A 25,075-nucleotide genomic window follows, 5' to 3' on the forward strand; every position below is an offset into this window, starting at 1 on the left:
CCCCTGGCGCGAGCGCCGGGAACGCACGTCCGCGGCCGGGCCGACGCGCGGCGCGGCCCCGCAACGGGCGCGGCTCCCCGAGTCTCGGGGAGACCTCAAGGAGACGTGGCGCGGAGGTCGGCCGGGGCGGTGGGGATGAGCGGGGTCGGCCAGGCGTCGCGCAGCAGGGCGACGAACGCCTCGGCGGCGCCGGTCGGCGGCACGCGGGCGAAGACCGTCAGCGGCCGCCGCCACGGCGGGTCGGGGGTGAGGACGACGCAGTCCTCGCCGACCGCGCCGCCGACGATGTGCGACGGCGCCGTGCACACGCCGACCCCGGCGGCGGCCATCCGCACCGCGGTCGACGTGTGCTCGGTGAAGACGGCGGTACGCGGCCGGAAGCCCGCACGCCCGCATGCCCGGTCGAGGAACCTCTCGCCCTCCACGAGGGGTTCCATGGCGCACCGCACCCAGGGCCGGTCCGCGAGTTCCGGCAGGGTCACCGTCGTACGGCCCGCGAAGCGGTCGTCGAAGGGCACCACGAGGACGATCTCCTCCTCGCCGACCGGGACGACGGTGCCGGGCCAGTCGCGGGGCGCCGGGCCGACGGCGAGGTCCGCGGTGCCGCGCTCCACCCGCTCCTGCAGCGCCTCGGTGGTGGCGTACTCGTGCAGGTGCAGCAGGACGCCGGGGTGCGCGGCGCGCCAGCGGGCGAAGACGTCGGGCAGGATCCCGACGGCCACCGAGTGCAGGGCCGCGACGTGCAGTTCCCCGCCCTCGGCCCCGGCGGCGGCGCGGGCCGCGCGGCGGGCCTGCGCGGCGCTGCGGACGGCGAGTTCGGCGTGCGGCCGGAAGGCGCGGCCCATCGGCGTCAGCCGCACCCCGCGCGGCATCCGCTCGAGCAGGGCACCGCCGACCGACCGTTCCAGGGCCTTGATCTGGTGCGAGAGCGCCGACTGCGTGACGTGCAGGGTCTCGGCCGCCCGGGTGAACGACGCCTCCTCGACGACGGCCATGAAGTACTCCATCTGGCGCAGGCTCAACTCCGCTCCCCCTCCCGGCCCGCCGCGCTCCCGCGCGTGCGCCGCCATGAACGTCCTGCATCGAATCCACAAGAACATTGCCTTGGACTCATGGCAAGGGCCGGACGGAGGCTGGGGCCATGGACACACACGACGTGATCGTCATCGGCGGCGGCACCGGCGGTTACAGCACCGCGCTGCGCGCCGCGGCCCTGGGACTCGACGTCGCCCTCGTCGAGCGCGACAAGGTCGGCGGCACCTGCCTGCACCGCGGCTGCATCCCGAGCAAGGCGATGCTGCACGCCGCCGAACTGGTGGACGGCATCGCCGAGGCACGCGAACGCTGGGGGGTGAAGGCGGCCCTGGACGGCGTCGACTGGCCCGCGCTGGTCGCCACCCGCGACGACATCGTGACGCGGAACCACCGGGGCGTCCAGGCGCATCTCGCGCACGCGGGCGTACGGGTGGTGCGAGGCAGCGCGCGGCTCACGGGACCGCGCTCCGTACGCGTGGACGGCGGCGCCGGGCTCGGCGCGCGCCGCGGGATCGTGCTGGCCACCGGCTCACGCCCGCGCACTCTTCCGGGGCTCGCCCCGGACGGGCGGCGCGTGGTGACGAGCGACGACGCGCTCTTCGCACCCGGGCTCCCGGCGTCCGTCCTGGTCCTGGGCGGCGGCGCGATCGGCGTCGAGTACGCCTCGTTCCACCGGTCGATGGGCGCGGAGGTCACGCTCGTGGAGGCCGCGGAGCGCATCGTGCCGCTGGAGGACGCGGACGTCGGCCGTCATCTGACGCGCGGTCTGAAGAAGCGCGGCGTCGACGTGCGGACGGGCGCGCGGCTGCTGGACGCCGAGGTGCTGGAGAACGGCGTACGGGCGCGGGTGCGCACGGCGCGGGGCGAGACGCTCGCGGTGGAGGCCGAGCGGCTGCTCGTGGCCGTCGGCCGGACCCCGGTGACCGACGGGCTGGACCTCGCGGCGGCCGGCCTCGGCACCGACGAGCGGGGCTTCGTCGTACCGGCGGACTGGACCCGGCTGGAGACCGCCGTGCCCGGCGTCCACGTCGTGGGCGACCTGCTGCCGCCGCCGTCCCCCGGGCTGGCCCACGCCTCGTTCGCGGAGGGCCTGCTGGTGGCCGAGACGCTGGCCGGCGTGGCGTCGGCGCCGGTCGACTACGCGGCCGTGCCCCGGGTGACGTACTCGGCGCCGCAGACCGCCGCCGTGGGACTGAGCGAGGCCGAGGCGCGCGCACGCGGCCACGACCCGGTCGTCAACGTGATGCCGCTGACGGCCGTGGCCAAGGGCATGGTGCACGGGCAGGGCGGGATGGTGAAGGTCGTCGCCGAGGCCGGGGGCGGCCGGGTGCTCGGGGTGCACCTGGTGGGCCCGCACGTGTCGGAGATGATCGCGCAGAGCCAGCTCGTCGTCGGCTGGGACGCCGAACCAGCGGACGTCGCCCGGCACGTCCACGCCCACCCCACGTTGTCGGAGGCCGTCGGCGAGGCGTTCCTGACCCTGGCCGGGCGCGGGCTGCACCAGCAGTAGCGGCGGGCACGTGCCGCGCGGGCCGCGGCGGGCGTCACTCCTGACGCATCGGGACGGCCGGCTCGGACCCCAGGCCCGGGTCGGCCGGCGGGGAGAGCGCGCCCCGGTGCCGGCCGGCGAGTTCGAAGGCGGCGAGCACGACGCGGGTCTGGTACTCGACCTGGCGCTCGACCGGGATCCAGCGGGCCCCGCATCCGTCGCGGTAGTCGGCGCACCACTCGTCGACCAGGTGGTCCAGTTCGGGCAGCACCCCTGCCGGATCGTTTCCGCTGTGCGTGACCAACTGGTGCAGCAGCCCCGCCGTGCGCAGGGCGAGGCGCCGGCCCGCGATCTTCAGGGCGACCAGGTGGGCGGTGCTCATCGGCGGCAGGGAACGGCCCGTTCCGTCGTCGGTGTCGGGGTCCCAGGCGTCGGCCAGCCTGGGACAGACGAGCAGGTAGTCGTCGACCGGTGCGAGCATGCGGGCCGCGTCGGCGCCGGTGGCGTGCGGCCGGATCCTCGCCAGGAGGCGGTGCAGCCGGCGGGTGTCGTCGCGCAGGGTGCGGCTGACGGAGCGCAGCACGGCGTCCCGGTCGGCGGGGGGCGAGTCGTCCGCCACCGCGGCCACGCCCCACATGGGCGCCTCGACGACCGCGGTGACGGTGCCGTACCGCCGTGGATGGGACCACGTCGAGTCGACGGCGGCCTCGGTGATGGCCTGGGTCAGGTCGCCGTGGCGGGGCTGCGGGATCCGGTAGAGGGCGGGGCCGAGGCCGGGCCAGTACAGGGTGTCGTAGGCCCCGAGTTCGCGGGGGATGCCGAGGCGGGCCGCGGCGTGGGCCATGCGCCGGGCGAGGCCCGGCAGGTCGTGGGTCAGCTCGGCGAAGCCGCCGCCGACGTCGACGCCGTGCAGGGAGCAGTGCAGGAAGGGCCGCAGTTCGTCCTGGAGCGCGAGCAGGGCGCGGGTCTCGGGCAGCGCCGCGCGGTCGGGGCCGTCGGGCAGCCACTCGGGCTGTTCCAGGAAGCCGGGCCGGAAGAAGTTCCGGGCGTAGCGGCCGAGGGTGTACGGGCCGGACAGCCAGCCCTCGTTGCGGCGCAGGCCGTCGGGGTCGGCGCACAGCAGCAGGTTCCAGGTGGCGTCGGCGCCCTCGGTGAGCCGGGGGTCGGCCAGGGCCCGCTCGGCCAGCCGCAGCACGGTGGCGCCGCCCGCGGGCTCGTTGGCGTGCGGCCCGGCGACGACGAGGGCGTGCCGGGTGCCGTGGCCCACGGAGAGCAGCAGCAGGGGTGTGCCCGCGCGGGAGGTGCCGACGCGGCGCAGCCGGGCGCCGCGGGGATGGCGGGCGACGAGTGCGGCGGCCCGTACGCCCAGCTCGTCCACGGTCGGATAGCGAAGGAGGGGCGGCAGGGCACACCTCCACGATGGGAGCCGTCGGTTCACCTGACGTGCACGGTGTAACGCACAGTCAGTCACGAGTTGCCCGGTACGTCAACACCGTGCAAAGCAAAGCGCGTTGCCCGGGCGACGTGGCCTGATGTCCGGGACGGGGGCCTGCGGCCGCCTCAGTCGGCGGAGAGCCGGAACGCCATCTGGCCGAAGCCGATCTGGTCGCCCTCGCGGACGACGGCGGCCCCGATGACCCGCCGCCCGTTGACCGTGGTCCCGTTGGTGGAGCCGAGGTCGCGCAGCACCCACATGCCGCCCTGGCGGCTGAGTTCCGCGTGCACCCGGGACACCGTCTCGTGCGACAGCCGCAGCCCGCTCGACGGGTCCCGCCCTATGCGCAGCGGATGGCCGGTGCCGGGGTGCGGCAGCAGCAGCTTGGGCAGCCGTTCGGCCTGCCAGGCCCTGCGCAGCCGTACGCCGAAGCCGGACACCGCCTCGACGGTGCCGAACACCAGCCGCGAGACCCTGCCCTCGGTGGACAGGTCGGCGGTGAGCGCCGCCAGTTCGTGGGAGTGGTGGGCGGCCAGCGCGAGTTCCATGCGACGCACGAAGGTGTCGTGCGACAGACGGCCCAGGGCGACGCCGTCCCGGAGCACCTTGAGCGCCTTGTCCCGCTCCGCGTCGGACAGCCGCGCGGGGTACGTGTTGAACTCGAAGGACGACGTCACGCTGGTGATTGTCGGTCAGCGGGCACCGGGGTGTCCAGAAGACCATGGAACCGCCCGCCTCGGGCGCGTGTCCGCGACACCCGCCGCGAACGGGGACGTTCACCGGCGGATCGGCCGTTTTTGAAGGACCATGGTCGGGCTACGTCACGGTGGGCAGACGAAGGGGTACCGTCCGTGCAGTTCGAGGTGTGGGCACCGCAGGCCGGCCGCGTGACACTGACGTGCGACGGCGTCACGCACGCGATGGAGCGCGATCCCGAGCGGCCGGGGTGGTGGTGCGGTGCGGCCGCGGCGCGGGAGGGCTCGCGGTACGGCTTCGCGGTGGACGACGGGCCGGTCCTGCCGGACCCGCGCTCGCGGCGGCAGCCGGACGGCCCCGACGGGCTGAGCGCTGTCGTCGACCACGGGAGCTACGCGTGGCGCACCGAGTGGGCCGGACGCCCGCTGCCCGGCGCGGTGCTGTACGAGCTGCACGTGGGCACGTACACGCGCGAGGGCACGCTGGACGCCGCCGCCGAGCGGCTGGACCACTTGGCCGGACTCGGCGTCACACACGTCGAGTTGATGCCGCTGTGCCCGTTCCCCGGCCGGCACGGCTGGGGGTACGAGGGCGTCTCGCTGTGGGCGGTGCACGAGCCGTACGGCGGGCCGCAGGCGCTGAAGCGGTTCGTCGACCGGGCCCACGAGCTGGGCCTCGGCGTGGTCCTGGACGTGGTGCACAACCACCTCGGGCCGTCCGGCAACTACCTGCCCGCCTTCGGCCCGTACTTCACGGACACCCACCACACGCCCTGGGGCGCGGCGATCAACCTGGACGCGCCCGGCTCGGACGAGGTGCGGGCGTTCCTCGTGGACAGCTCGCTGGCCTGGCTGCGGGACTACCGGATCGACGGGCTGCGGCTGGACGCGGTGCACGCCCTGGCCGACACGCGCGCGTGCCACTTCCTGGAGCAGCTCTCCACGGCCGTGGACGGGCTGGCCGCCGACCTGGGCCGACCGCTGTTCCTGATCGCCGAGTCCGATCTGAACGACCCGCGGATCATCACCCCGCGCGCGGAGCACGGCATGGGCGTGCACGCCCAGTGGAACGACGACTTCCACCACGCCCTGCACACCGCGCTGACCGGGGAGTCGCAGGGCTACTACGCCGACTTCGCGCGCGCCCCGCTGGCGGCGCTGGCCAAGACGCTGACGCGGGGCTGGTTCCACGACGGCACGTACTCCAGTTTCCGCGGCCGCGGCCACGGCCGGCCGCTGGACCGGCAGCGCACCGCCGCGCACCGGCTGACCGGCTACAGCCAGACCCACGACCAGGTCGGCAACCGCGCCCGGGGCGACCGGCTGGCGTCCCTGGTCTCCCCGGGCCTGGCGGCGTGCGCGGCCACGCTGACGCTCACGGGGCCGTTCACGCCGATGCTGTTCATGGGCGAGGAGTGGGCGGCGGGCACGCCGTGGCAGTTCTTCACCGACCACACCGACCCGGATCTCGCGGAGGCGGTACGGCGCGGCAGGCGGCGGGAGTTCGCGGCGCACGGCTGGAAGGAGGAGGACGTGCCGGACCCGCAGGACCCGGCGACCCGGGAGCGCTCCTGCCTCGACTGGTCCGAGCCCGGACGCGATCCGCACGCGCGCGTCCTGGCCTGGTACCGCCGGCTGATCGCGCTGCGCCGCGAGCAGCCGGACCTGACCGATCCGGACCTCGGCGACATGAAGGTGGCGTACGACGAGGAGGCGCGCTGGCTGGCCTTCCGGCGCGGGGACATCCGGGTGACCGTCAACCTGGGCCGCGAACCGGCGTCCATCCCCCTGGGCTCCCGCCCCGCGCAGGTCCTCGCGGCCTGGGAGCCGGTGCGGGGGCCGGGCGAGGACGGGGTGCTGCGGGTGCCCGGGGAGTCGAGCGTGGTGCTCGTGCAGGAGTGAGGGCGCGCGCCGCCCGGTGCCCCGTGCGGCGGGGCCGTCACGGGGGGCGGGCCGCGCCGGGAGCACGGAGAGCCGGGCGGAGCGGTGGGTGCGGCGGCGTGTCCCGGTGCGGGCTCGGGATTCGGTGCCCGGTGGGCGAGGCGTCGTGCGCGTGCGGTCTCAAGGCGCGGTGCCCGGTGGACGGGCTGCCGCGTGGCGCGCGCGTCCGGTCCCTCACGGTGCGGCGCGAGTGGCCGGAGGCGCGTTCAGGCGGGGCCCTCCGTGCCGTCCTCGCGCAGGGCCGTGACCCGTTCCAGCAGGATCGGCTCCCAGGCGCGGCGCAGGCGGGTGCGCAGCAGGGGCAGAGGGGCCGCCGACCGGCCGGCGAGGACGTCCGCGAGGTGGACGAGCGTGTCGCAGCGGGCCAGCCACAGGCCGCGCAGACAGGGCCGGGCGCCGTAACCGGCGAGGGTGGCGGCGCGCACGGCGGCGGGCGAGCCGACGGAGAGCGCGAGTCCGGCGATGTCCTCTGCCGGGTCGCCGAGGACCGCGTCGGCCCAGCCGAGGACCCCGCGCACCCGTCCGTCGGCGGCCACCACCAGGTGCTCGCCGGCCAGGTCGTGGTGGACGAGGACCGCGGTGCCGGGCTGGGCGCCGAGCTGGGCCGTCGCCGCCGCCGTCAGCCGCTCGGGCCGGGCCGGGTCGAACTCGTCGGCCTCGGCGAGCCGCCGGGCGGCGCGTTCGGCGGCCCGGCGCAGGGTCTCCAGGGAGCGCGGGGCGGCGCGGGGCACGCCGAGGGCCTCGGCCTGGCGGACGGGCACCTCGCGCAGTCCGGAGAGCAGCGCCGCGAGGTCGGCCTCGCCGACGGCGGACACGTGGTGCTCCTCGCCCGAACCGCCGGGCACCTTGGCGTCCAGCGTGTACGTCAGTCCCGGCGCCCACTCGCCGTGGGCCACGCTCGTCGGCACCGCGACGGACAGGTACGGCCGGACCAGGTCGCGCAGACGCAGTTCGCGGAGCTGGCGCACCGCGGCCTCACGGTCGGGCGCCAGGCGCAGCACATGGCGGCTGCCGACCCACCAGGTGGCGGGCCCTGCGTCCGAGGCGCCCTCCTCGACGGGCCGGACGTCGGGCGCCGCGCTCTCGCTCAGCAGGGAACGGACCAGTCGGCGGACGGTGTCCGCGGTCGGTGTCGGGGCCTGGGTCATGGTCGCGCCGTCGTCTTCCGGGTCTTCCGGGTGCCAAGGGGGGTGCGGGTCGGGTGGTCGCTCACTCCACGACGACCATCTCCCGGGTGGTGTCGTTGAATCGCCGGCCGCCCTCCTCGGTGACCGTGACGATGTCCTCGATGCGCACGCCGAACCGGCCGGGCAGATAGACGCCGGGCTCGACGGAGAAGCACATGCCGGGCACGAGCGGCTGCTCCTCGCCCTCGATCATGTAGGGCGGCTCGTGCGTGGTGACGCCGATGCCGTGTCCGGTGCGGTGGATGAAGTACTCCCCGTAGCCGGCGTCGGCGATGACCGCGCGCGCGGCCCGGTCGACGTCCTGGCAGGCGGCACCGGGCCGCACCGCCCGGAACCCGGCCTCCTGCGCCTCGCGGACCAGGTCGTGCACCCGGCGCTCCTCGTCGGTGGGTTCGCCGACGTGGACCGTGCGGGAGGTGTCGGAGCCGTAGCCGTCCTTGAGGCCGCCGAAGTCGAGGACGATCATGTCTCCGTCCTCGATGACGCGGTCGCCGACCTCGTGGTGCGGGTTGGCGCCGTTGGGCCCGGAGGCGACGATCGTGAAGTCGACCTGGGAGTGGCCGAAGCGCCGCAGCAGGCCGGCCAGGTCGGCCGCGACGTCGGACTCGCGGCGCCCGCCGAAGGGGACGGTGCGGATCTCCTCGAAGGCCGCGTCCGCGGCCGCGCCGGCCGCCGCCAGCAGTTCCAGCTCCGCCGCGTCCTTCACGGCGCGCAGCATCGGCAGCGCCTCGGTGAGCGAGGCGTACGAGGTGCCGGGCAGCGCCCGCTGGAGACCGAGCAGGTGCATCGCCCAGGCGTTGTCGCTGATGCCGAACCGTCCGGAGCCGTCGAGGAGGGCGGCGGTGGCGGCGTAGGGGTCCTTGCCGTCGGTCCAGTCGCGCAGGGTCACGGCGGGCGCGCCGACGGCCTTCTCGGCGTCGGGGGCCTCGAGCGTCGGCACGACGAGGACGGGGTCGCGGTCCGGGGTGAGGACCAGCAGCGTGAGCCGTTCGGTGGCGGCGGTGGGCGCGTAGCCGGTGAGCCACACGAGGTCGGGGCCCGGTGCGACCAGCAGCCCGGCCAGTCCGGCCTCGGCGGCCGTCCGCGCCGCGCGCTCCATGCGGGCCCTGTAGTCGTCGACGGTGAAGGGAGCGGCGGGTGTGCTGCCGGTCATCCGGGCCTCCTGGGCGGCGAAGGGCTACGGGCAGCATCCTGCCCGGGGCGGCAGGGCGGCGCGAGCCGGTCGGCGGGCCGCTCGGGCGGGACCGTCCCACCGGCACCGATCCTAGTCGCCGCGCGGGCACCGCCCGGGGCTCCGGTCGCTTCCTGCTGCTTCATGCAACGACCCCGGGAACGGCCGCGAGCCGCTGGTGGCCGCCGCTCTCGTGGCGCACGGTCAGGAGCACCTTCTCGCCGGGCCGGGCGCGGGCGACGGCGCGGGCGAGACCGGAGGCCGAGTCGATACGGGCGGTGCCGAACGCCACGACCACGTCGCCCCTGACCAGTCCCGCCGTGTGGCCGGGGCCGGGGACGTGGACGCCGGTGACCAGGGCGCCGGCCCTCTCGTCGTCCACGACCTCCACTCCGAGGGTCGCGCCGGCCGGTGCCGGGGGCGGGGTGGCGGCGGGGGCCGGGGCCGGCCGGGCGGGGGCGGGGGCGGACCCGGCGCCGGCCGGTGCTCCCGGTGCGGACGCGCCCGCCCGCTGCTGGAGTTCGGCGAGCCTGCTCATACCGATCACCGTGGCGCCCACGGTGCCGAGGCCCACTCCGGCGAGGAGCAGGAGCGTCGCGGCGAGCAGGCCGCACAGCACGGTGGTGAGCCGCCTGCGGCGGCCCCGTGGGACGGGCGGGGGCCCGGCCGGGCCGGGTGGCCGGGGAGCGCCGGAATCCTGTCCGGGCATCGGCTTGGGTCGCAGTGCGGTCTGTTCCATGGTTCGCCTCCGGCCAAGGCTCTACCCGGCGCACCGGCGCGCGACGAGCCACGAACGAGTGAGACCGACCGACGGCCGACCGGCCCCGGGATTTCCTGTCGTGTCCCTGCCCAGCACGAATGATCACGACGGAGCAGGACCACACGGGGAGAACATCATGCGTAACCGGCGAGCGCTCACCATCGGCGTTGCCCTCATCGCCTTGGGCGCACTCGGCGCGTGCGGGAACGACGACGACGGCCGCGACACCGGCACCGCCTCCGCAGCCGGCAGCAACAACGATGCCGGGAACGGTGCGGTCGCAGGCTCCGAGAAAGGGCCGGCGGCCGCCGACGACCTGCCCCGGGCCGCCGACATGGCCTCCGTCGAGTACTACCTCAACAAGTACACCGAGTGCCTCGACCTGACGCCCGGTGAGGACTACTCCCCCTCCGGCTCGGACGGCACCGCCGGGGCGAGGAGGAGGCCGCGGACCCCTCCTGGGGCATCACGCAGCGCGCGGTCTGCAAGGACGGCCACGACCGGCCCATCGCCCTGCTGACCGTCCCGGACACGAAGACGTTCCAGACGGCCGCGCTGAAGGACGGCCACGCCGCGTTCCTGGTCGGCCGGGACTTCGCGGTCGTCCCGGTCGGCGACGACACGATCCGGGAACTCGAACCGTCCGACCTCGCGTTCCTGACCTGCGACCCGGACTTCGCCGTGCCGAGTGGCTACGGGACGAGGCCCGGGGCCGTCGAGGGCTGCGTACTGACCGACTACGTACCGTCCGACTGACATCCCCCCGGCCGGATCAGCCGAGCACGGGAAGCGCGTGAGTCCTCGGCACGGGCACGGCCGGGGGCCGGTCCGGGAGGAAGCCGTGGAGGCGTCCGCTCAGGTACTCGGCCCGGTAACGGGGTACGTTCCGGTGCCAGTTGAGGATGCCGGCCATCCAGTTCTGCAGGTCGGTGACATAGCCCCGCATGACGGCCCGCGCCTCGTCGGAGAGCTGGAAGTCGTCGTAGACGACGGGCAGTTCGTGTGCGACGACGTGCTCGAACTGGCGCATGCGCTGGTTCATCAGGTCCTGGACGACCGGCAGCGCGGTCGGGTAGTCGATGCCGAAGAAGTTCTGCACGACGAGGACCGCGTTGTGGATCTCGCCCTCGTACTCGATCTCCTTCTGGTACGAGAAGACGTCGTTGAGGAGGCAGGCGTAGTCGATCGCCGCGTTCTCCAGGGAGCGGACCGGGCCGCTGCGGTAGACGTCGGGCGGGACCGCGGGGCCGTGTCCGGCGCGGCACAGGCCGAGCGTGAGGTCGGAGCCGAAGGTGGCGCGCCGCATCTCCAGGTAGTCCACCGGGTCCGGGACGCGGTTCTGGATCTGGTTGGACAGCTCCCAGACCCAGGCCTCGGTCATCGTGTCGACGGCCGTCCTGAGCGGGCGCCGTTCCTCCGGAGTCATGCCGGCCGTCGTGCGTGCCCACAGGTCGATCAGGGCGCGTTCCATGGCGTTGGCGGGCGGCGGGACCGGCTCTCCGTCCAGCGGCATGCAGGCGGACAGGCGGGCGGTGGTCAGCCGTGCGGCGGCCAGGTCGCGGCGGTGTCCGTAGACGAGGGGGTAGTAGTCGTCGCCGTAGGTGCCGAAGGCCAGCCAGTCGGAGGCGAGGTCGAGCTGTTCCCCGGTGGCGTCCGGGTCGAGGCCGGCCGCGCACAGCGGCAGGTCGCAGCTGGCGAGCTTGTCCTCGTCCCAGACCCCCTCGCCGAGGAAGCCGACGGCCTTCGACCACTCGGACAGGTGCCGGCGGGCGCCGTCGAGGTGGGGGCTGAGCTGCAACGGGAACGGCATGCGGATGTCGGGGATGATCGACGGGCCGACCTTCTGGAACGGCACGTGCGTGTAGGAGCGCAGCCTCCCCCGCTGGTCGAAGGACGCGGCAGGCGTCCCCGTGGCGCCGGCCGCGGCGAGCAGGGTGCCGATGTCGGCGGCGGAGGTGCCGGGGCCGGACGGGGCCCGCCAGGGAGCGGCCGTGCGGGCGCCCTTGTTCATGTACCGGCTGGAGCGCATGTGCCATTCGTGACCGCCGGACTGCCAGTCCTGCAGCCCCTTGGCGTACGCAGCGACGGCCGCGGCCTCGGGCGGTGTCAGTCCGTTCTCCAGGGCCACCGCGGGCACTTCGGTGAACGCGGTGTGCTCGAACTGGTGGAGCCGCGAGGTGAGGACGTCGTTGACCATGTCGGCGGCCTCCTGGGTGGTGCAGCCGAAGAAGGTCTCCAGCACCAGGACGCCGTTGCTGAGCTCGCCCTCGTCCTCGACCTCCCGCTGGTAGGAGAACAGGTCGTTGCGCAGGTGCACGGCGTCGGAGAACGTCTCCATCAGCACCCTGAGCGGCCGGGTCCCGGCGACGGCGGAGGGCACCTCGGCGGTCGCGTACTCCACGAGGCCGGCCGACCAGGGCGCGCCGCCGACCTTGCGGCGCATCTCGATGTACTCGACGGGGTTGGCGATCCGCCCCTCGTTGATGTTGGACAGCTCCCACAGCGACTCGTTGAGCAGGTGCTCCGTGGCGACGGCGAACCGGCGGCGCCAGTCGGCCGACATGGCGGGCACCGTGCGCTTCCACAGGTCGGCGAGGCCCGCCTCGACCGGGTTCCCGGGCTCCGGCATCCCGGTGGCGAGGTCGAGCGGCATGAACAGGGGCAGGCGGTCCAGGTGGGCCTTGCCTCCGGCCCGGTCCTGGGTGCGCTTGTACTTCTCCAGGAAGTGGTCGTCGAAGAAGAAGACCCACACGTACCAGTCGGTGATGAGGGAGAGCGCGGGTCCGTCGCAGTCGGGGTGGGTGTACGCGCAGAGCAGGCCGTAGTCGTGTGCGTCGAGGTCTTCCTGCTCCCAGACGCCGGAGCCCTCCAGCATGCCCATCTCCCGGGCCCAGACCGTGGAGTGGGCCCGGGCCTCGTCGAGATGCGGGTTCAGCCGCGCGGGGTGCGGCATGTAGAAGTGCGGCAGTTCGAAGGGCTGTTGCGTCATGGCCGGGCCCTACCCATGGGCTTTCGCGGGCATCCGCGGGCCGGGACATGATCACACCATCGCGTGAACCGGGCCGGAACGCGGGAACTTTCGCCGTTCCGTCGTGCCGTGCCGCGTGTCCCGGTCGCCGCCGGCGGTTCAGTCCGCGAGCTGGATCAGCGCGTGCGTCCCGCTGGTGCGCCAGCGCTGCTCCTCCACCGCCACGAGCGGCCTCCGTGTCCGCGTCCAGGCCGGTGACCACGTCGGACTTCAGGGTGCGCAGCGCGGCGACGGGGCCGGGGAAGTAGGCGGTGACGTCCGTGAAGGGCGTGGTCGGCGGCCACCACCGGTCGCCCACCAGCCGGCGGTAGTTCAGGTCGCCCTTGAGGACCGTGACGGTGGCGGCGGCGAAGTCCGCGCGCAGGTCGCCGGGCATGTCGGCGTAGGGCAGGGGGGCACTGGAGAAGGGGTGGGCGCGGACCGTGACCCGGCCGTCGGTCAGCGCGGACCACAGGGTGCGGCCGTGCGCGCCGGCCGCCCCGCCCGCCGCGAGCAGCCGCCGCAGCGCGTCGAGCACGTCGGCGGTCGTGGCGTCGGAGACGTAGTACGGGTACGGCTTGACGTGGAGGACCGCCCGGCCGATGTGTCCGTGGCCGAGCAGGTGGGACAGGAGGAGCAGGTCGGGGACGAGCTCCCGGCCGGCGTTGTCGGCGACCAGGCACAGGGTGCGCGTGGCGGCCGTACCGTCCCCGGCCCCGGGCGCCAGCAGTGCCAGCAGCGCGTCGCTGTCGTCGGCGACCAGCGCGGGCGTGGACCCCTCGGTGCCGGCGCCGGTGGCGGAGAGGCGGAAGCCGAGGTCCGCGCGGTTGCCCCACAGGGAGCCGTGCAGCAGTGCCCGCAGCCGCTCGTCGGCGGGGCGGGATTCGAGGGCGCCGAGCGCGGCGAGTTCCTCGGCCGTCTCGGAGGCGTCGAGTTCGGCGAGCTTGGCGGGGCGGAAGGGATCGATGCCCTGCCAGGCGCCGGGGGCGAAGTAGCCGACGGCGTCGAGGAGGCGACGGTAGAAGTGGCTCTCGGCCCACAGCCAGGGCACGTCGAACCAGGACTGGCCGACGTACCCGGGCATGCCCCAGGCCGCCCAGCGGTCCCGGTCGTGCGCGCCGTCCGGAAGCGGCTCGATCGCGCCCTCGGCGCAGTTCGCCAGCAGCGCGTCGAGGGCGTGGCGCCGGGCGGGGTCGTAGGGGAACGCCTCCCGCACCTGCCGGATGATCGCCGGGTGCCGGTCGGCCAGTACACCGTGCGGGAAGGACCCGGGCTCGTCGCCCCGGACGACGGGCGCGGACGGGGAGGGGGTGTGGGGCATGGGCGTCACGGTAGCGCGCGCCGTCCGGCACGGCGGGAGGCACGACCGCCCGCAGCCGGGCCGGGGCCCGGCGGGCCCCGGCCCGCCGGGTGGGGCGGCGTCCCTCAGGACGCGCTCGCCTCGCGTTCCAGGCGGGCGGCGAGGCTGAGGTAGCGGGCGCGGCGGGTCACCGGGACCATGCCGCGGATCAGTACGTGCCACATCTCGGCCATCCGGCGGGGCTGCCGGGTCGCCGGTTCGAGGGTGCGGCCCACGACGCGGGCGCCGACGAAGGAGCAGACCATGGTGTGGGCGACCGAGTCGACGTCGGTCTCCGGATGGAGGTCGGCCTGTCTGACGGCGTCGCGGAGCCGGGAGGTGGCGATGTCCACCCACTCGGTGAAGGGATGGGGCAGCGGCGGCCGTACCGCCACTCCCGTGGTGGCGAGCCGCAGCCCGGCCCGCAGCACCGGACCCTCGGCGGACAGCCGGGACATGACGAACGTCAGCCGCATCAGGGCCTCCAGCGAGGTGTAGCCCTTGCCGTCCAGCTCCGTCGCCAGTCGGCGCCAGGTTCTGGACTGGAGTTCCATGATGGCGTTGGCCAGGTCTTCCTTCGCCGCGAAGTGGAAGTACAGGGCACCCTTGGTGACGCCCGCGTGCGCGACGATGTCACTGAGGCTCGTCGCCTCGTAACCGTGTCGGTCGAACAGGTCGGCTGCGGCCCCGAGGATGGTCGCACGGGTCTGCTCGGCGCGTAGCTGCCTCGCCATCGGCTGAACACTCCTGGGCTGGACTCAACAGGTCATCCCACCTGCTTTAACCCCCTGTACACGATAACTCACCACCCCACTCCCGCCCTTCGCGCCGCCCGGCACGGCGGCGGGGCGAAGCGGCGGGCCGCCCGGCGCACGGACGCGCACCGGCCGGCCCGCCGTCCGACGGCGTACGCCCGCTCAGTTCACGAAGACCTCGGCACCCGCGTCGGTGACGGGGGCGTGGTTCGCCGGCTGCGCCGGGAGCCGCATGGTCTTCGGATGGGTGCCCGACCAGGAGTCGCGCCGCGACCGGCGGCGCGGCAGGAAACAGGCCCGGGCCGCGCGCTCCGCCCCGCGGCCCCTCGGGCAGCGGGCCGGCGAACCCGCCCGAACGCACCCGCCGGGCTGGGCCCGGTGTCCGTCCCCGGGGCAGGTCACCGGGGCCCGGACGCCGGGCGGCTTCCGCCGCGGGCGCCCCTTTCATCACGATGCGGCACCGACAACAGCCGCCGGAGCCACATCACTTGACTACCGGCGGTCGCTCACGATTGGCTCCGAGCCAGGCGAGCCCCCCTTCCGGTCGGCGCCCCCCTCACGCCGTCCCGGCCACCTCGCCCCGTTCCGCCTGATCGGCCGCACAGCGAGGTGCCGCAAGCCCCATGAGTACGTCTCCCCCACCGCCCCGTTCCCGGGGACGTCTGCGCACAGCGGCCCTCACCGCGGCCGGCTGTCTGCTGGCGGCCGGCTGCTCCGCACCCACCGGGGAAGCGGACGGCCCGGGGAGGGGCGCGGGACCCGGCGCGGACCGGATGAAGGTCGTGCTGATCACCCACGGCGGCGAGGGCGACACCTTCTGGGACCCGGTGCGCGAGGGCGCCGAGGCGGCGGCCGCCAAGGACGGCGTCGACCTGGCGTACGCCGGTGACCTGGACCCGGCGGGCCAGGCGCGGCTGGTGCGGGAGGCCGTCCGCGACAGGCCCGACGGCATCGCGGTGACGCTGGCCAAGCCCCGGGCGATGGAGGGGCCGGTCGCCGAGGCGAGAGCGGCCGGAATACCCGTGGTCGGTCTCAACTCCGGCATCGACGCCTGGCAGAGCGCCGGGCTGCTCGCCTACTTCGGGCAGGACGAGGGCGTCGCGGGCCGCGCTGTCGGCCACCGGCTCAACGCCGTCCGGGCGTCCCGCGCGCTGTGCGTCATCCACGAACGGGGCAACGTCGCGCTGGAGGCCCGCTGCGCCGGCGTGAAGAAGGCGTTCAAGGGCGAGACCGAGATGCTGTACGTGGAGGGCACCGACATGACGGCGGTCGGGGCGGCCGTCACCGCGCGGCTGCGCCAGGACACCGGCATCGACGAGGTCGTCACGAACGGGGCGCGGTACGCCCTCACCGCGGTCGAGTCCGTCGAGGCGGCCGGCAGCACCGCACGCGTCGCCACCTTCGACCTCGACGCGGACCTGGTCGACGCCGTCCGGGACGGGGACGTGCGGTTCGCGGTGGACCAGCAGCCCTATCTCCAGGGCTATCTGGCGATCGACGCGCTGTGGCTGCACCGTGTCAACGGCGGCGTCAGCGGCGGCGGTGCGGCGCCCGTGCTCACCGGTCCCGCGTTCGTGACCCGGGCGAACGTCGACGCGGTCGCCCGGTTCGCCGCGGAGGGCACCCGGTGAACGCCGCCGCACAGCCCCCTTCCCGCCCCGACCACTGATCGCGCAGGACGACGATGTCTGTACGGACAGGTGCCCGGCACCGTCTCGGCTCCATACGCCTCTCCCTGATCCTCCTGGCGCTGGTTCCGGCCGTCACCCTCACCGCCCTCTGGAGCGTGACCACGGTCCGCATGTTCTCGGAGGGGCTGCGGCTGCGGGCCCAGACGGAGCTGAGCAGGTCCACCGGGGCCATGGGCACCGAGGCGGCGCTCGCCCTGCAACGGGAACGCCGGCTGTCGGCCGCCTGGCTGGCCTCGCCCGACGGCACCCGGGCGGCCCTGGACGCGCAGCGCAAGAGGACCGACGAGGCGGTCGGCCGTCTGGCGAGCCGGTCCGAGGCGATCGCACGGGCACCCGCCCGGGTCTCCGACCGGCTGTACTCGGTGCTCGGCTCGCTGGGCAGCCTCGAGTACTACCGCGGTCAGGTGGACCACCCCACCGACATCACCCCCGGCCAGGCCCTCGACCACTACACCGCGATCATCGACGAGCAGATCCACGCCTTCCAGGAGCTGTCCCAGGTCGACGACGGCGCCCTCACCTCCCGGGCCGGCCCGCTGGTCGCCCTGGAGCACGCGGCGGAACTGGTCTCCCAGGAGGACGTCCGGCTCACCCTGGCCTGGCCGTCCGGGCGGATGGACCACCAGGAGTGGGCGGCGTTCGCCCGGTCGGTCCACACCCGGCGCTGGATCGTGGAGGACCAGATCGCCCCCTCCCTGACCGGCGGCGCGAAGACCCGGACCGAGCGGATCCTGGCCGGCCCCGAGTGGCAGACCCTGCAGTCCGTGGAGGACCAGGTGCTCGCGGCCCGGTCGGCGGCCGGGGACTCCGGCATCGAACTGCCGGACACGCGCCGGCAGTGGACGACCGCGATGGAGAAGGTGTCCGGCGCGTACGCGGAGCTGATCCGGCAGCAGTCGGCGGACCTGCTCACCCGCAGCGCCGACGAGGCACGCGGCACGCTGATCACGGCCGCCTCCCTCAGCGCCGGCGGACTGATCGCCCTGCTGCTGTGCGTCGTCATGTCCTGGCGGATCACCCGCTCGCTGTCCCGGCGGCTGCGGGGGCTGCGGCTGGCCACGCTGAGCCTGGCCGAGGAGCGGCTCCCGGACGTGGTGGCCCGGTTGGAGCGGGGCGAGAAGGTCGACGTGGAGTCGGCGACACCGCCGCTGGACTACGGCGACGACGAACTCGGCCAGGTGGCACAGGCGTTCAACACCGCCCAGCGCACGGCCGTGCACACCGCCGTCGAACTCGCCGACACCCGCCGCGGCTTCCGGAAGGTGATCCTGGGCATCGCCCGGCAGAGCCAGAACCTCGTCAACATGCAGCTCGGCACGTTGGACGCGCTGGAACGCGCGCACACCGACCCGGACGTCCTCAAGGGCCTGTACGAACTGGACTCCACGGCGGCCCAGTTGCGCCGCTACGAGGAGAACCTCGTCATCATCAGCGGCGAACGGCCCCGGCGCCGCTGGCAGGAACCCGTCGCGCTGGCCGACGTCCTGCGCAACGCGGTCGGGGAGGTCGCCGAGTACCGGCGGGTGGAACTGCACACCGACGCGGAGGCGGCCGTGGCCCCGCCCGCCGTCGCCGACGTCATCCATCTGCTGGCCGAGCTGATCGACAACGCGACGGCCTACTCCCCCGCCCCGCGACCGGTCCAGGTGCGGGCGGCGATGGCGGGCGAGGACCTGGTCGTCGAGATCGAGGACCGCGGGCTCGGCCTGCCGGAGGAGGACTACGCCTCGTTCAACGCCCAGTTGGCCGTGGAGCCGCAGTTCGACGTGGTGGCGCTCGCCGACGATCTGCGGCTCGGCATGTTCGTCGTCGCCCGGCTCGCGCACCGGCACGGCATCGCGGTCACGCTGCGCCCGTCGCCGTCCGGCGGGACCACGGCGACCGTCCTGATCCCGCACGGCATCGTGGTCCGCGGGCCCCTCGCCACCGGCAGCCCGGCGCCCGGCGGTGCGACACCCGCCCCCGGCGCGGACACCCCGCCCGCGCCGCACACCGTACGCCCGGCCGGGCCCGTGGCGGTGAGCCGCACCGAGGCGACCGCCCCGGCCGCCGGGCCCCCGGACGGGGGACCCGCCCCCCTGCCCCGGCGGGTACCGAAGACCGGCCCGGCCACCGGGCCGCGCGAGGAGCCCCCGGACTCCCCGCGACCTCAAGAGGCCGACGAACTGGCCGAGTTCACCGCCGAACGGGCCGCCGCCTCCCTCGGCGGCTTCCAGCGCGGCACACGCCGGGCCCACGCCGAAGACGCCGCTGCCGCCGGCCTCCCCGGCACGACGGACGCCTCCGGCGCCACGGACGGGCCCGGCCGCACCGACGGACAGAGCCTCCCCACCACCCCCTCGACACCGCACGCCCACCCCCGCACGAAGGAAACGCCATGACGCCCCGCCCCGCACCCGCCAGGCACACCTCGCTGGACCCGTTGCTCACCGGACTCGTGGAGCGGGTCGCCGATGTGACCCAGGCCGTCGTGCTCTCCGACGACGGGCTGGTCGTCAGCAAGTCCACCGGCTTCCCCCGGGCCGACGCCGAGCGGCTGGCGGCGACCGCGTCCGGCCTGATGAGCCTCAGCAAGGGCGTCAGCATGGACTTCCGCGGCGGTCCGGTGCGCCAGGCCCTCATCGAGATGGCCAACGGCTACCTGATCCTCGCCTCCGCCGGCCCCGGCACCCACCTCGTCCTGCTCACCGGGCCCAACGCCGACGTCGGCGTGGTCGCCTACCAGATGAACATGCTGGTGAAGAAGATCGGCGAGCACCTGAGCACGACGCCACGGGCCACCGCGGGACCCGGCGCGTGAGGTGACCTGCGCGGAGGGTACGGGACGGCGGCCGCGCGCGGGCGCCGTCCCGTGACCGTCAGTCGAGGCCCGCGGACTTCAGCCAGGCCTTCGCCACGTCCAGCGGGTCCTTCTTCTCCAACTGCACCTGGGCGTCCAGGTCGAGAAGGGTCTTGGTGTCCAGCGACGCCGAGACCGCGTTGAGCGCGGCCACGGCCTCCGGGGACAACGCCTCCTTGTTGACCAGCGGCGTGACGTTGGCGAATCCGAAGAGGTTCTCCGGGTCCTTCAGGACGACGAACTTCTCCTTCACGATGGTCGGGTCGGTGGTGAAGACGTCGGCCGCCTGCACGGTGTTCTTCGCCAGCGCCGACTGGGTCAGCGGGCCGCCCGCGTCGAGCGCCTTGAAGCTCTTGAACTTCAGTCCGTACACGGACTGAAGGCCCTTCAGCCCCTGCTGCCGGGTCTGGAACTCGGGCGAGCCGCCGATGGCCAGCTCGGGCGCCGCCTCCTTGAGGTCGGCGAGGGTGGACTCGGCGGTGAGCCCGTACTTCTCGGCGGTCTCCGCGTTGAGGGCGACCGAGTCCTTGTCCTCCGCCGGTGACGACTCCAGCAGCGTCAGGCTCTTGTCGAGCTTGGCCTTCACCGCGGCGTTCACGGCTTCGGCGGACGTCTGCTCGGCCTTCGGGTCGAGGTAGGCGAGCAGCGAGCCGTTGTACTCGGGCAGCACCGTGACCGAGCCGTTCTTCATCAGCCCGTACGTCGTCTCGCGGCTGCCGATGTTGTGCTTGTAGGTGACCTTGAGGCCCTTGGCCTTGAGCGCCTCGCCGTAGATGTCGGCGAGCAGGGTGCTCTCGGCGAAGTTGTTCGAGCCGACGACGATGGTGCCGGCCTCCGCCTTCTCCCCGGCCAGGGGGTTGTCGGAGGTGCCGTCGGAGGAGGAACAGCCCGCGAGGAGCGCCGTCGCGGCGGCGAGCGCGACGGCCGCCGCGCCGGTGTGCCTCGTCCTGGACCTGCTGCGCTTCGCGGTAGAAGTCATCCACTGATCCAAACGATCCGCTCGTCGGTCCGTCAACAACGGCCGGGTCACGGTTTCCTGGCGACGGTGCCCGTTCACGTCTCCTTCGTACCGCGGCCCACGCGGTCTCAGCGTCTGCGGACGCCCGGCGACACGGCGAACCGGCCCGCCGCCCAGAACAGGGCGAGCGTGACCAGTGCGAGGAGCGCCACCAGGGTGGCGCCGCCGACCACCTTCTCGTAGTCGCGCTGGTAGAGCCCGTCGATGATGTACCGGCCGAGCCCGCCCAGGCTGACGTAGGCGGCGATGGTGGCCGTCGACACGACCTGGATGGCGGCCGAGCGCAGTCCGCTGAGCACGAGCGGCAGGGCGACCGGCAGTTCGACCTGGAACAGGATGCGCGTCTCGGGCATGCCGAGGCCCCGCGCGGCGTCGACCGGGGCGGGATCGACGGAGCGGACCGCCTCGTAGGTGGTCACCAGGATCGGCGGGACGGCGAGCACGACCAGCGGGATCATCACGGGCAGCAGGCCGATGCCCACCACCACCGCGATCAGCACGAGCAGGCCGAAGCTGGGCAGGGCCCGGGCGGCGGTGGCGATGAACGCCACGGCGTTGCCGCCCCGTCCGGTGTGCCCGGTGAGCAGCCCGACGGGCAGGCCGACCGCGGCGGCGAGCAGGAGGGCGAGCAGGGTGTACTGGACGTGTTCCAGGAGGCGTTGGGGGATGCCGTCGTAGCCGTGCCAGTGGGCGCTGTCGCTGAAGAAGGCCTCGGCGAAGTGCAGGACGTTCACCGGGCCGCCTCCTTCGCGGCGGGCCGCTGCGCCCGTACGGCGCCACCGTCCTTCGCACGGCCGCGCGTGCCGCGCGGCATCCACGGGGTCAGCAGTGTGCGGGCGAGGACCAGCGCGGCGTCGCACAGGATGGCCAGGACGGCCGTCGTGAGGACCGAGTTGACCGCGAGTTCGGGCCGGTCGTACTTCTGCGCGTCGGCGAGCAGATTGCCGAGGGCGCCCTGGTTGCCGATGAGGGCGCCGACGCTGACCAGGGAGATGCTGGAGGCGGTGGCCACCCTGAGCCCGGCGAGGATCGCGGGCACGGCGATCGGCAACTGCACCTGGAGGTAGCGGCGTACGGGACCCAGGCCCATGGCGGTGGCGGCGGCCAGCGTCTCCTGCGGCACCGACCGCACCCCGTCGACGATGGCGGGGACGAGCACCACCAGGCTGTAGACGGCCAGCGGGATCATCACCGTCAGCTCGGTCTGGCCGGTGTAGTCGATGAGGACGACGAAGACGGCCAGCGACGGGACGGCGTAGAAGACGGTGGTCACGCCGAGCACGGGCGGATAGAGCCAGCGGAAGCGCACGCAGAGCTGGGCGACGGGCAGGGCGAGCAGCAGCCCGGCGAGGACCGGCAGCAGCGCCTCGCGCAGATGGAGGCCGATCAGCCCCGCGTAGGTGTTCTGCAGGTCGCTCGGGATGTCGAAGAAGCCGTTCACGAGGCGACCTTGGCGTCGTCGGGGTCGGTGTCGCCGGCGCGTCCGGCGGCATGGGCGCTGCGGATGGCCTCGCCGATGGCCTGCTGGGAGACGACGCCCGTCACCCGGCCGTCGGCGTCCACGGCGACGGCCCAGCCGGTGGGCGAGAGCACGGCGCAGTCGAGGGCGGCCCGCAGCGAGTCGGTGCCGGGGACGAACGGCCGCCCGTACGGCAGCAGCGCGTCCGGCGCGATCTCGCCGGCGCTCAGGTCGTGGGGCTCGCCCCAGCCGAGGGGCCGGCCGTCGGCGTCGGTCACGAGGAGGTAGGGGGTGTCCGGCGCGGCGAGCCGGGCGGCGCCGGCGTCGAGCGGGACGACGGGGGCGGTCGTCAACTCCAGTTCCGCGGACGGGAAGAAGGAGAGCCGGCGGATGCCCCGGTCGGCTCCGAGGAAGTCCTCGACGAACGCGTCGGCGGGGTCGGAGAGCAGGTCGGCGGGGGTGGCGAACTGGGCGAGCCGGCCGCCGGCGCGCATCACCGCGACCTTGGTGCCGAGCTTGACGGCCTCGTCGATGTCGTGCGTGACGAACACGATGGTCTTGCCCAACTCCGCCTGGATGCGGAGCAGTTCGTCCTGGAGTCCCTTGCGTACCACGGGGTCGACGGCCGAGAACGGCTCGTCCATGAGCAGGACCGGCGGGTCGGCGGCGAGGGCCCGTGCCACGCCGACGCGCTGCTGCTGGCCACCGGAGAGCTGGTACGGGTAGCGCTTGCCGAGCACGGGGTCGAGCCCGACCCGTTCCATCAACTCCGCGGCACGGGCACGGGACTTCTGCTTGCCCCAGCCGAGCAGGCGGGGCACGGTGGCGATGTTGTCGAGGATCGTCCGGTGCTGGAAGAGCCCGGCGTTCTGGATGACGTATCCCATGGACCGGCGCAGGTGGGTGACGGACTGCCGCCGGACGTCCGCGCCGTCGAGGAGGATGGTGCCCTCGGTCGGTTCGACCATCCTGTTGATCATGCGGAGGGTCGTCGTCTTCCCGCAGCCCGAGGGGCCGACGAGGACGGTGATCGCGCGGTCGGGGATGTCCAGCGTCAGCCGGTCGACCGCCACCGTGCCGTCCGGGTACCGCTTCGTGACTGATTCCATCCGTATCAAAGCGCCGAATGCCCTTCGGGTCTGGCAGAAGCTGCCCGCTCCGGCCGCGGTCGGTGGGGCCGTCGCCGGTCGAGTGTAAACGGCGGGTCTGCGGGGGCCCTGGGTCCGGGGCGACTCCTTCCCCCTGTCCGGGAGTTCACACCGCCGTGTTCCGCCGGGCCGGTCCGCGGAACACGAAGCGGGGCGCACGGTGTCACCGTGCGCCCCGCCGTGGTCCGTCGTGCGGCGTCAGCCCTCGGCGGGCGTGAGCCGCAGCGAGATGCTGTTGATGCAGTACCGCTGGTCCGTCGGGGTCGGGTACCCCTCGCCCTCGAAGACGTGCCCGAGGTGCGAGCCGCAGCGGGCGCAGCGCACCTCCGTGCGCACCATGCCGTGGGAACGGTCCTCGATCAGCTCGACCGCGTCGGAGTCCTTCGGGTCGAAGAAGGACGGCCAGCCGCAGTGCGAGGCGAACTTCGTCTGCGAGGTGAACAGCTCCGCGCCGCAGGCCCGGCAGGAGTAGACACCCTCGGTCTTGGTGTCGGTGTACTCACCGGTGAAGGCCGGTTCGGTGGCGGCCTCGCGCAGCACGGCGTACTCGGCCGGCGACAGCTCCGCCCGCCACTGCTCGTCCGGCTTCTCGACGTCGTACGCCATGAGTCCTCAGCCCCTTACTCGCCCGTGTCCGACAGCTCGTCCAGGATGCGCGGTCCGAGGTCGGTGACGTCGCCCGCGCCCATGGTGAGAACGAGATCACCCGCCTTCGCCATTCCCGCGACCACCGCGGGCGCCCCGTCCTTGTCGTGCAGCGGCGTGACGTCCGCGCCCGCAGCGCGGGCCGCCTCGACGATCAGCGCGCTGGTGACGCCGGGGATCGGGTCCTCGCGGGCGGGGTAGATGTCGAGGACCACCGACGCGTCGGCCAGGGAGAGCGCCTGGCCCATCTCCTTGCCGAGTTCCTGGGTGCGGGAGAACAGGTGCGGCTGGAAGAGGACGAGGATGCGGGCGTCGCCGACCGCGGCGCGCATGGCCTCCAGGTCCGCCGTCATCTCGGTGGGGTGGTGCGCGTAGGAGTCGACGACCTGCACGCCGGCCGCCTCGCCCTTGAGCTGGAGGCGCCGCTTGACGCCCGTGTAGGCGGCCAGGGCGGGTGCCAGCTCGGAGGCGGGGATGCCGAGGGCGACGCCCGCGGCGAGGGCGGCGACCGCGTTGTGTGCGTAGTGGCGGCCGGGGACGGAGACGCCGAAGGTCAGCTCGGTGCCGTCCATCAGCACGATGACCTCGCTCCTGAGGCCCTGCGGGACGACCGACAGGATGCGCACGTCGGCGTCCTCGGACTCCCCGTACGTGACCGTGCGGACCGTGCCGTCCAGCCGGCGCGTCAGCTCCCGGGCGCCCTCGTGGTCGGCGGCGATCACCAGCGTGCCGCCGGGGACGATCTTGCCGGCGAAGGTCTCGAAGGACTCGTAGATCTCGTCCATCGACGCGTAGTTGGCGTGGTGGTCGAGCTCGACGTTGAGGACGATGGCGACCTCGGGCGCGTACTTGTGGAAGCTGCGGTCGCTCTCGTCCGCCTCGGCGACGAAGATCTCGCCGTCGCCGTGCAGCGCGTTGGAGCCGGGCGCGTCCAGGTCCCCGCCGATCGCGTACGAGGGACCGCGGCCCAGCTCGGACAGGGAGACGGCCAGCATGGACGTGGTCGTGGTCTTGCCGTGGGTGCCGGCGACCGCGATCGGGCGCAGCCCGTCCATCAGGGCGGCGAGGGCGTCGGAGCGGTGCACGACCGGGATGCCCAGTTCGGCCGCGCGGACCAGCTCGGGGTTGTCCTCGCGGATCGCCGAGGAGACGACGACGCAGCTCGCGTCGTCGGCGAGGTGCGCGGCGGCGTGGCCGATGTGCACGGTCGCCCCCAGGGCGCGCAGGGCCTCGGCGGTCGGGGAGTCCTTCGCGTCGCTGCCCGCCACCGCGGCCCCGCGCTGGGCGAGGATCTTGGCGATGCCCGACATCCCGGCGCCGCCGATGCCGATGAAGTGCGGTCGGTCCATGGCGGTAGGAAGGCCGGGTGCCATGCGCTGTTCTCCCCAGTGATGCGACGGGTGGTGTCGGCCGGCCGCGGTGCGCGGCCGGTACGGCGGTGGACACGCCCCCCGTGCGGGG

Annotated in this window: 20 protein-coding genes and 1 pseudogene; 6 read left to right on the forward strand and 15 right to left on the reverse strand. The window is 74.1% G+C overall.

What is annotated here, in order from left to right; genetic code table 11:
• Positions 1 to 95: 95 nt before the first annotated feature.
• Complete coding sequence (locus ACH499_RS31305) at positions 96 to 1,022, reverse strand: LysR family transcriptional regulator (protein WP_399020106.1); 927 nt, start codon at positions 1,020 to 1,022, stop codon at positions 96 to 98.
• 119 nt (positions 1,023 to 1,141) lie between these two features.
• On the opposite strand from ACH499_RS31305, the gene lpdA reads away from it, so the two are divergent.
• Positions 1,142 to 2,545 (forward strand): dihydrolipoyl dehydrogenase, encoded by a 1,404-nt coding sequence (lpdA, locus tag ACH499_RS31310; RefSeq protein WP_399020108.1) that lies wholly within the window; start codon positions 1,142 to 1,144, stop codon positions 2,543 to 2,545.
• 34 nt (positions 2,546 to 2,579) lie between these two features.
• On the opposite strand, the gene ACH499_RS31315 is transcribed toward lpdA, so the two are convergent.
• Complete coding sequence (locus ACH499_RS31315; protein WP_399020110.1) at positions 2,580 to 3,902, reverse strand: M14 family zinc carboxypeptidase; 1,323 nt, start codon at positions 3,900 to 3,902, stop codon at positions 2,580 to 2,582.
• Positions 3,903 to 4,084: 182 nt separating this feature from the next.
• Positions 4,085 to 4,636 carry a DUF1707 and FHA domain-containing protein gene (locus tag ACH499_RS31320; RefSeq protein ID WP_356202370.1) on the reverse strand — a complete coding sequence of 184 codons (552 nt, stop codon included), beginning with the start codon at positions 4,634 to 4,636 and terminating at the stop codon, positions 4,085 to 4,087.
• A gap of 174 nt (positions 4,637 to 4,810) precedes the next feature.
• On the opposite strand from ACH499_RS31320, the gene treZ reads away from it, so the two are divergent.
• Positions 4,811 to 6,556 carry a malto-oligosyltrehalose trehalohydrolase gene (gene treZ / locus ACH499_RS31325; protein WP_399020113.1) on the forward strand — a complete coding sequence of 582 codons (1,746 nt, stop codon included), beginning with the start codon at positions 4,811 to 4,813 and terminating at the stop codon, positions 6,554 to 6,556.
• 245 nt (positions 6,557 to 6,801) lie between these two features.
• Here treZ and ACH499_RS31330 read toward each other — a convergent pair whose 3' ends face one another.
• The 3 genes from ACH499_RS31330 to ACH499_RS31340 all read right to left on the reverse strand — a co-directional run bounded on the left by ACH499_RS31330 (position 6,802) and on the right by ACH499_RS31340 (position 9,692).
• Positions 6,802 to 7,743: an aminoglycoside phosphotransferase family protein gene (locus ACH499_RS31330; protein ID WP_356202373.1), complete on the reverse strand. Its 942-nt coding sequence runs from the start codon at positions 7,741 to 7,743 to the stop codon at positions 6,802 to 6,804.
• A gap of 61 nt (positions 7,744 to 7,804) precedes the next feature.
• A complete protein-coding gene (locus ACH499_RS31335; RefSeq protein ID WP_399020115.1) occupies positions 7,805 to 8,935 on the reverse strand; it encodes an aminopeptidase P family protein in 1,131 nt (376 codons plus the stop codon).
• Positions 8,936 to 9,095: 160 nt separating this feature from the next.
• The gene (locus ACH499_RS31340; protein ID WP_399020117.1) at positions 9,096 to 9,692 is read right to left on the reverse strand and encodes a PDZ domain-containing protein; all 597 of its coding nucleotides are present in this window, start codon (positions 9,690 to 9,692) and stop codon (positions 9,096 to 9,098) included.
• Positions 9,693 to 9,792: 100 nt separating this feature from the next.
• Between ACH499_RS31340 and ACH499_RS31345 the strand changes: the two genes are divergently transcribed.
• Positions 9,793 to 10,233, forward strand: a complete 441-nt coding sequence (locus tag ACH499_RS31345) for a hypothetical protein (RefSeq protein ID WP_399020119.1) — start codon at positions 9,793 to 9,795, stop codon at positions 10,231 to 10,233.
• Between the two features lie 252 nt (positions 10,234 to 10,485).
• Here the strand turns inward: ACH499_RS31345 and cyc2 are convergent, their stop codons facing one another.
• The 3 genes and pseudogenes from cyc2 to ACH499_RS31360 all read right to left on the reverse strand — a co-directional run bounded on the left by cyc2 (position 10,486) and on the right by ACH499_RS31360 (position 14,793).
• Entirely contained in the window at positions 10,486 to 12,702 is a 2,217-nt protein-coding gene (gene cyc2 / locus ACH499_RS31350) for a germacradienol/geosmin synthase Cyc2 (protein ID WP_399020121.1), read from the reverse strand.
• A 138-nt stretch (positions 12,703 to 12,840) separates the two neighbouring features.
• Positions 12,841 to 14,041: pseudogene (locus ACH499_RS31355) on the reverse strand (damage-control phosphatase ARMT1 family protein).
• Positions 14,042 to 14,145: 104 nt separating this feature from the next.
• Positions 14,146 to 14,793 (reverse strand): ScbR family autoregulator-binding transcription factor, encoded by a 648-nt coding sequence (locus tag ACH499_RS31360; RefSeq protein ID WP_356202387.1) that lies wholly within the window; start codon positions 14,791 to 14,793, stop codon positions 14,146 to 14,148.
• A 644-nt stretch (positions 14,794 to 15,437) separates the two neighbouring features.
• Between ACH499_RS31360 and ACH499_RS31365 the strand changes: the two genes are divergently transcribed.
• The 3 genes from ACH499_RS31365 to ACH499_RS31375 are packed head-to-tail and all read left to right on the forward strand — an operon-like array spanning position 15,438 to position 19,305.
• Positions 15,438 to 16,445 (forward strand): substrate-binding domain-containing protein, encoded by a 1,008-nt coding sequence (locus tag ACH499_RS31365; protein WP_399020123.1) that lies wholly within the window; start codon positions 15,438 to 15,440, stop codon positions 16,443 to 16,445.
• Between the two features lie 53 nt (positions 16,446 to 16,498).
• Positions 16,499 to 18,886: a nitrate- and nitrite sensing domain-containing protein gene (locus tag ACH499_RS31370; RefSeq protein ID WP_399020125.1), complete on the forward strand. Its 2,388-nt coding sequence runs from the start codon at positions 16,499 to 16,501 to the stop codon at positions 18,884 to 18,886.
• Positions 18,883 to 19,305 (forward strand): roadblock/LC7 domain-containing protein, encoded by a 423-nt coding sequence (locus tag ACH499_RS31375; RefSeq protein ID WP_399020127.1) that lies wholly within the window; start codon positions 18,883 to 18,885, stop codon positions 19,303 to 19,305. The genes ACH499_RS31370 and ACH499_RS31375 overlap by 4 nt, the downstream gene beginning before the upstream one ends.
• 58 nt (positions 19,306 to 19,363) lie before the next feature.
• Here the strand turns inward: ACH499_RS31375 and ACH499_RS31380 are convergent, their stop codons facing one another.
• From ACH499_RS31380 to murC, 6 genes are all read right to left on the reverse strand, one after another.
• The gene (locus tag ACH499_RS31380) at positions 19,364 to 20,323 is read right to left on the reverse strand and encodes an ABC transporter substrate-binding protein (protein ID WP_356202393.1); all 960 of its coding nucleotides are present in this window, start codon (positions 20,321 to 20,323) and stop codon (positions 19,364 to 19,366) included.
• Between the two features lie 107 nt (positions 20,324 to 20,430).
• Positions 20,431 to 21,096: an ABC transporter permease gene (locus ACH499_RS31385; protein WP_356202395.1), complete on the reverse strand. Its 666-nt coding sequence runs from the start codon at positions 21,094 to 21,096 to the stop codon at positions 20,431 to 20,433.
• A complete protein-coding gene (locus ACH499_RS31390; protein ID WP_356202397.1) occupies positions 21,093 to 21,803 on the reverse strand; it encodes an ABC transporter permease subunit in 711 nt (236 codons plus the stop codon). The genes ACH499_RS31385 and ACH499_RS31390 overlap by 4 nt, the downstream gene beginning before the upstream one ends.
• Positions 21,800 to 22,939, reverse strand: a complete 1,140-nt coding sequence (locus ACH499_RS31395; protein ID WP_399020130.1) for an ABC transporter ATP-binding protein — start codon at positions 22,937 to 22,939, stop codon at positions 21,800 to 21,802. The genes ACH499_RS31390 and ACH499_RS31395 overlap by 4 nt, the downstream gene beginning before the upstream one ends.
• Before the next feature lie 228 nt (positions 22,940 to 23,167).
• Entirely contained in the window at positions 23,168 to 23,575 is a 408-nt protein-coding gene (gene msrB / locus ACH499_RS31400) for a peptide-methionine (R)-S-oxide reductase MsrB (RefSeq protein ID WP_356202400.1), read from the reverse strand.
• A gap of 14 nt (positions 23,576 to 23,589) precedes the next feature.
• Positions 23,590 to 24,987, reverse strand: a complete 1,398-nt coding sequence (gene murC / locus ACH499_RS31405) for a UDP-N-acetylmuramate--L-alanine ligase (protein WP_399020133.1) — start codon at positions 24,985 to 24,987, stop codon at positions 23,590 to 23,592.
• Positions 24,988 to 25,075: the final 88 nt, after the last annotated feature.

This window comes from Streptomyces sp. NPDC018947 (genome assembly GCF_044390505.1).
GTDB lineage: Bacteria > Actinomycetota > Actinomycetes > Streptomycetales > Streptomycetaceae > Streptomyces.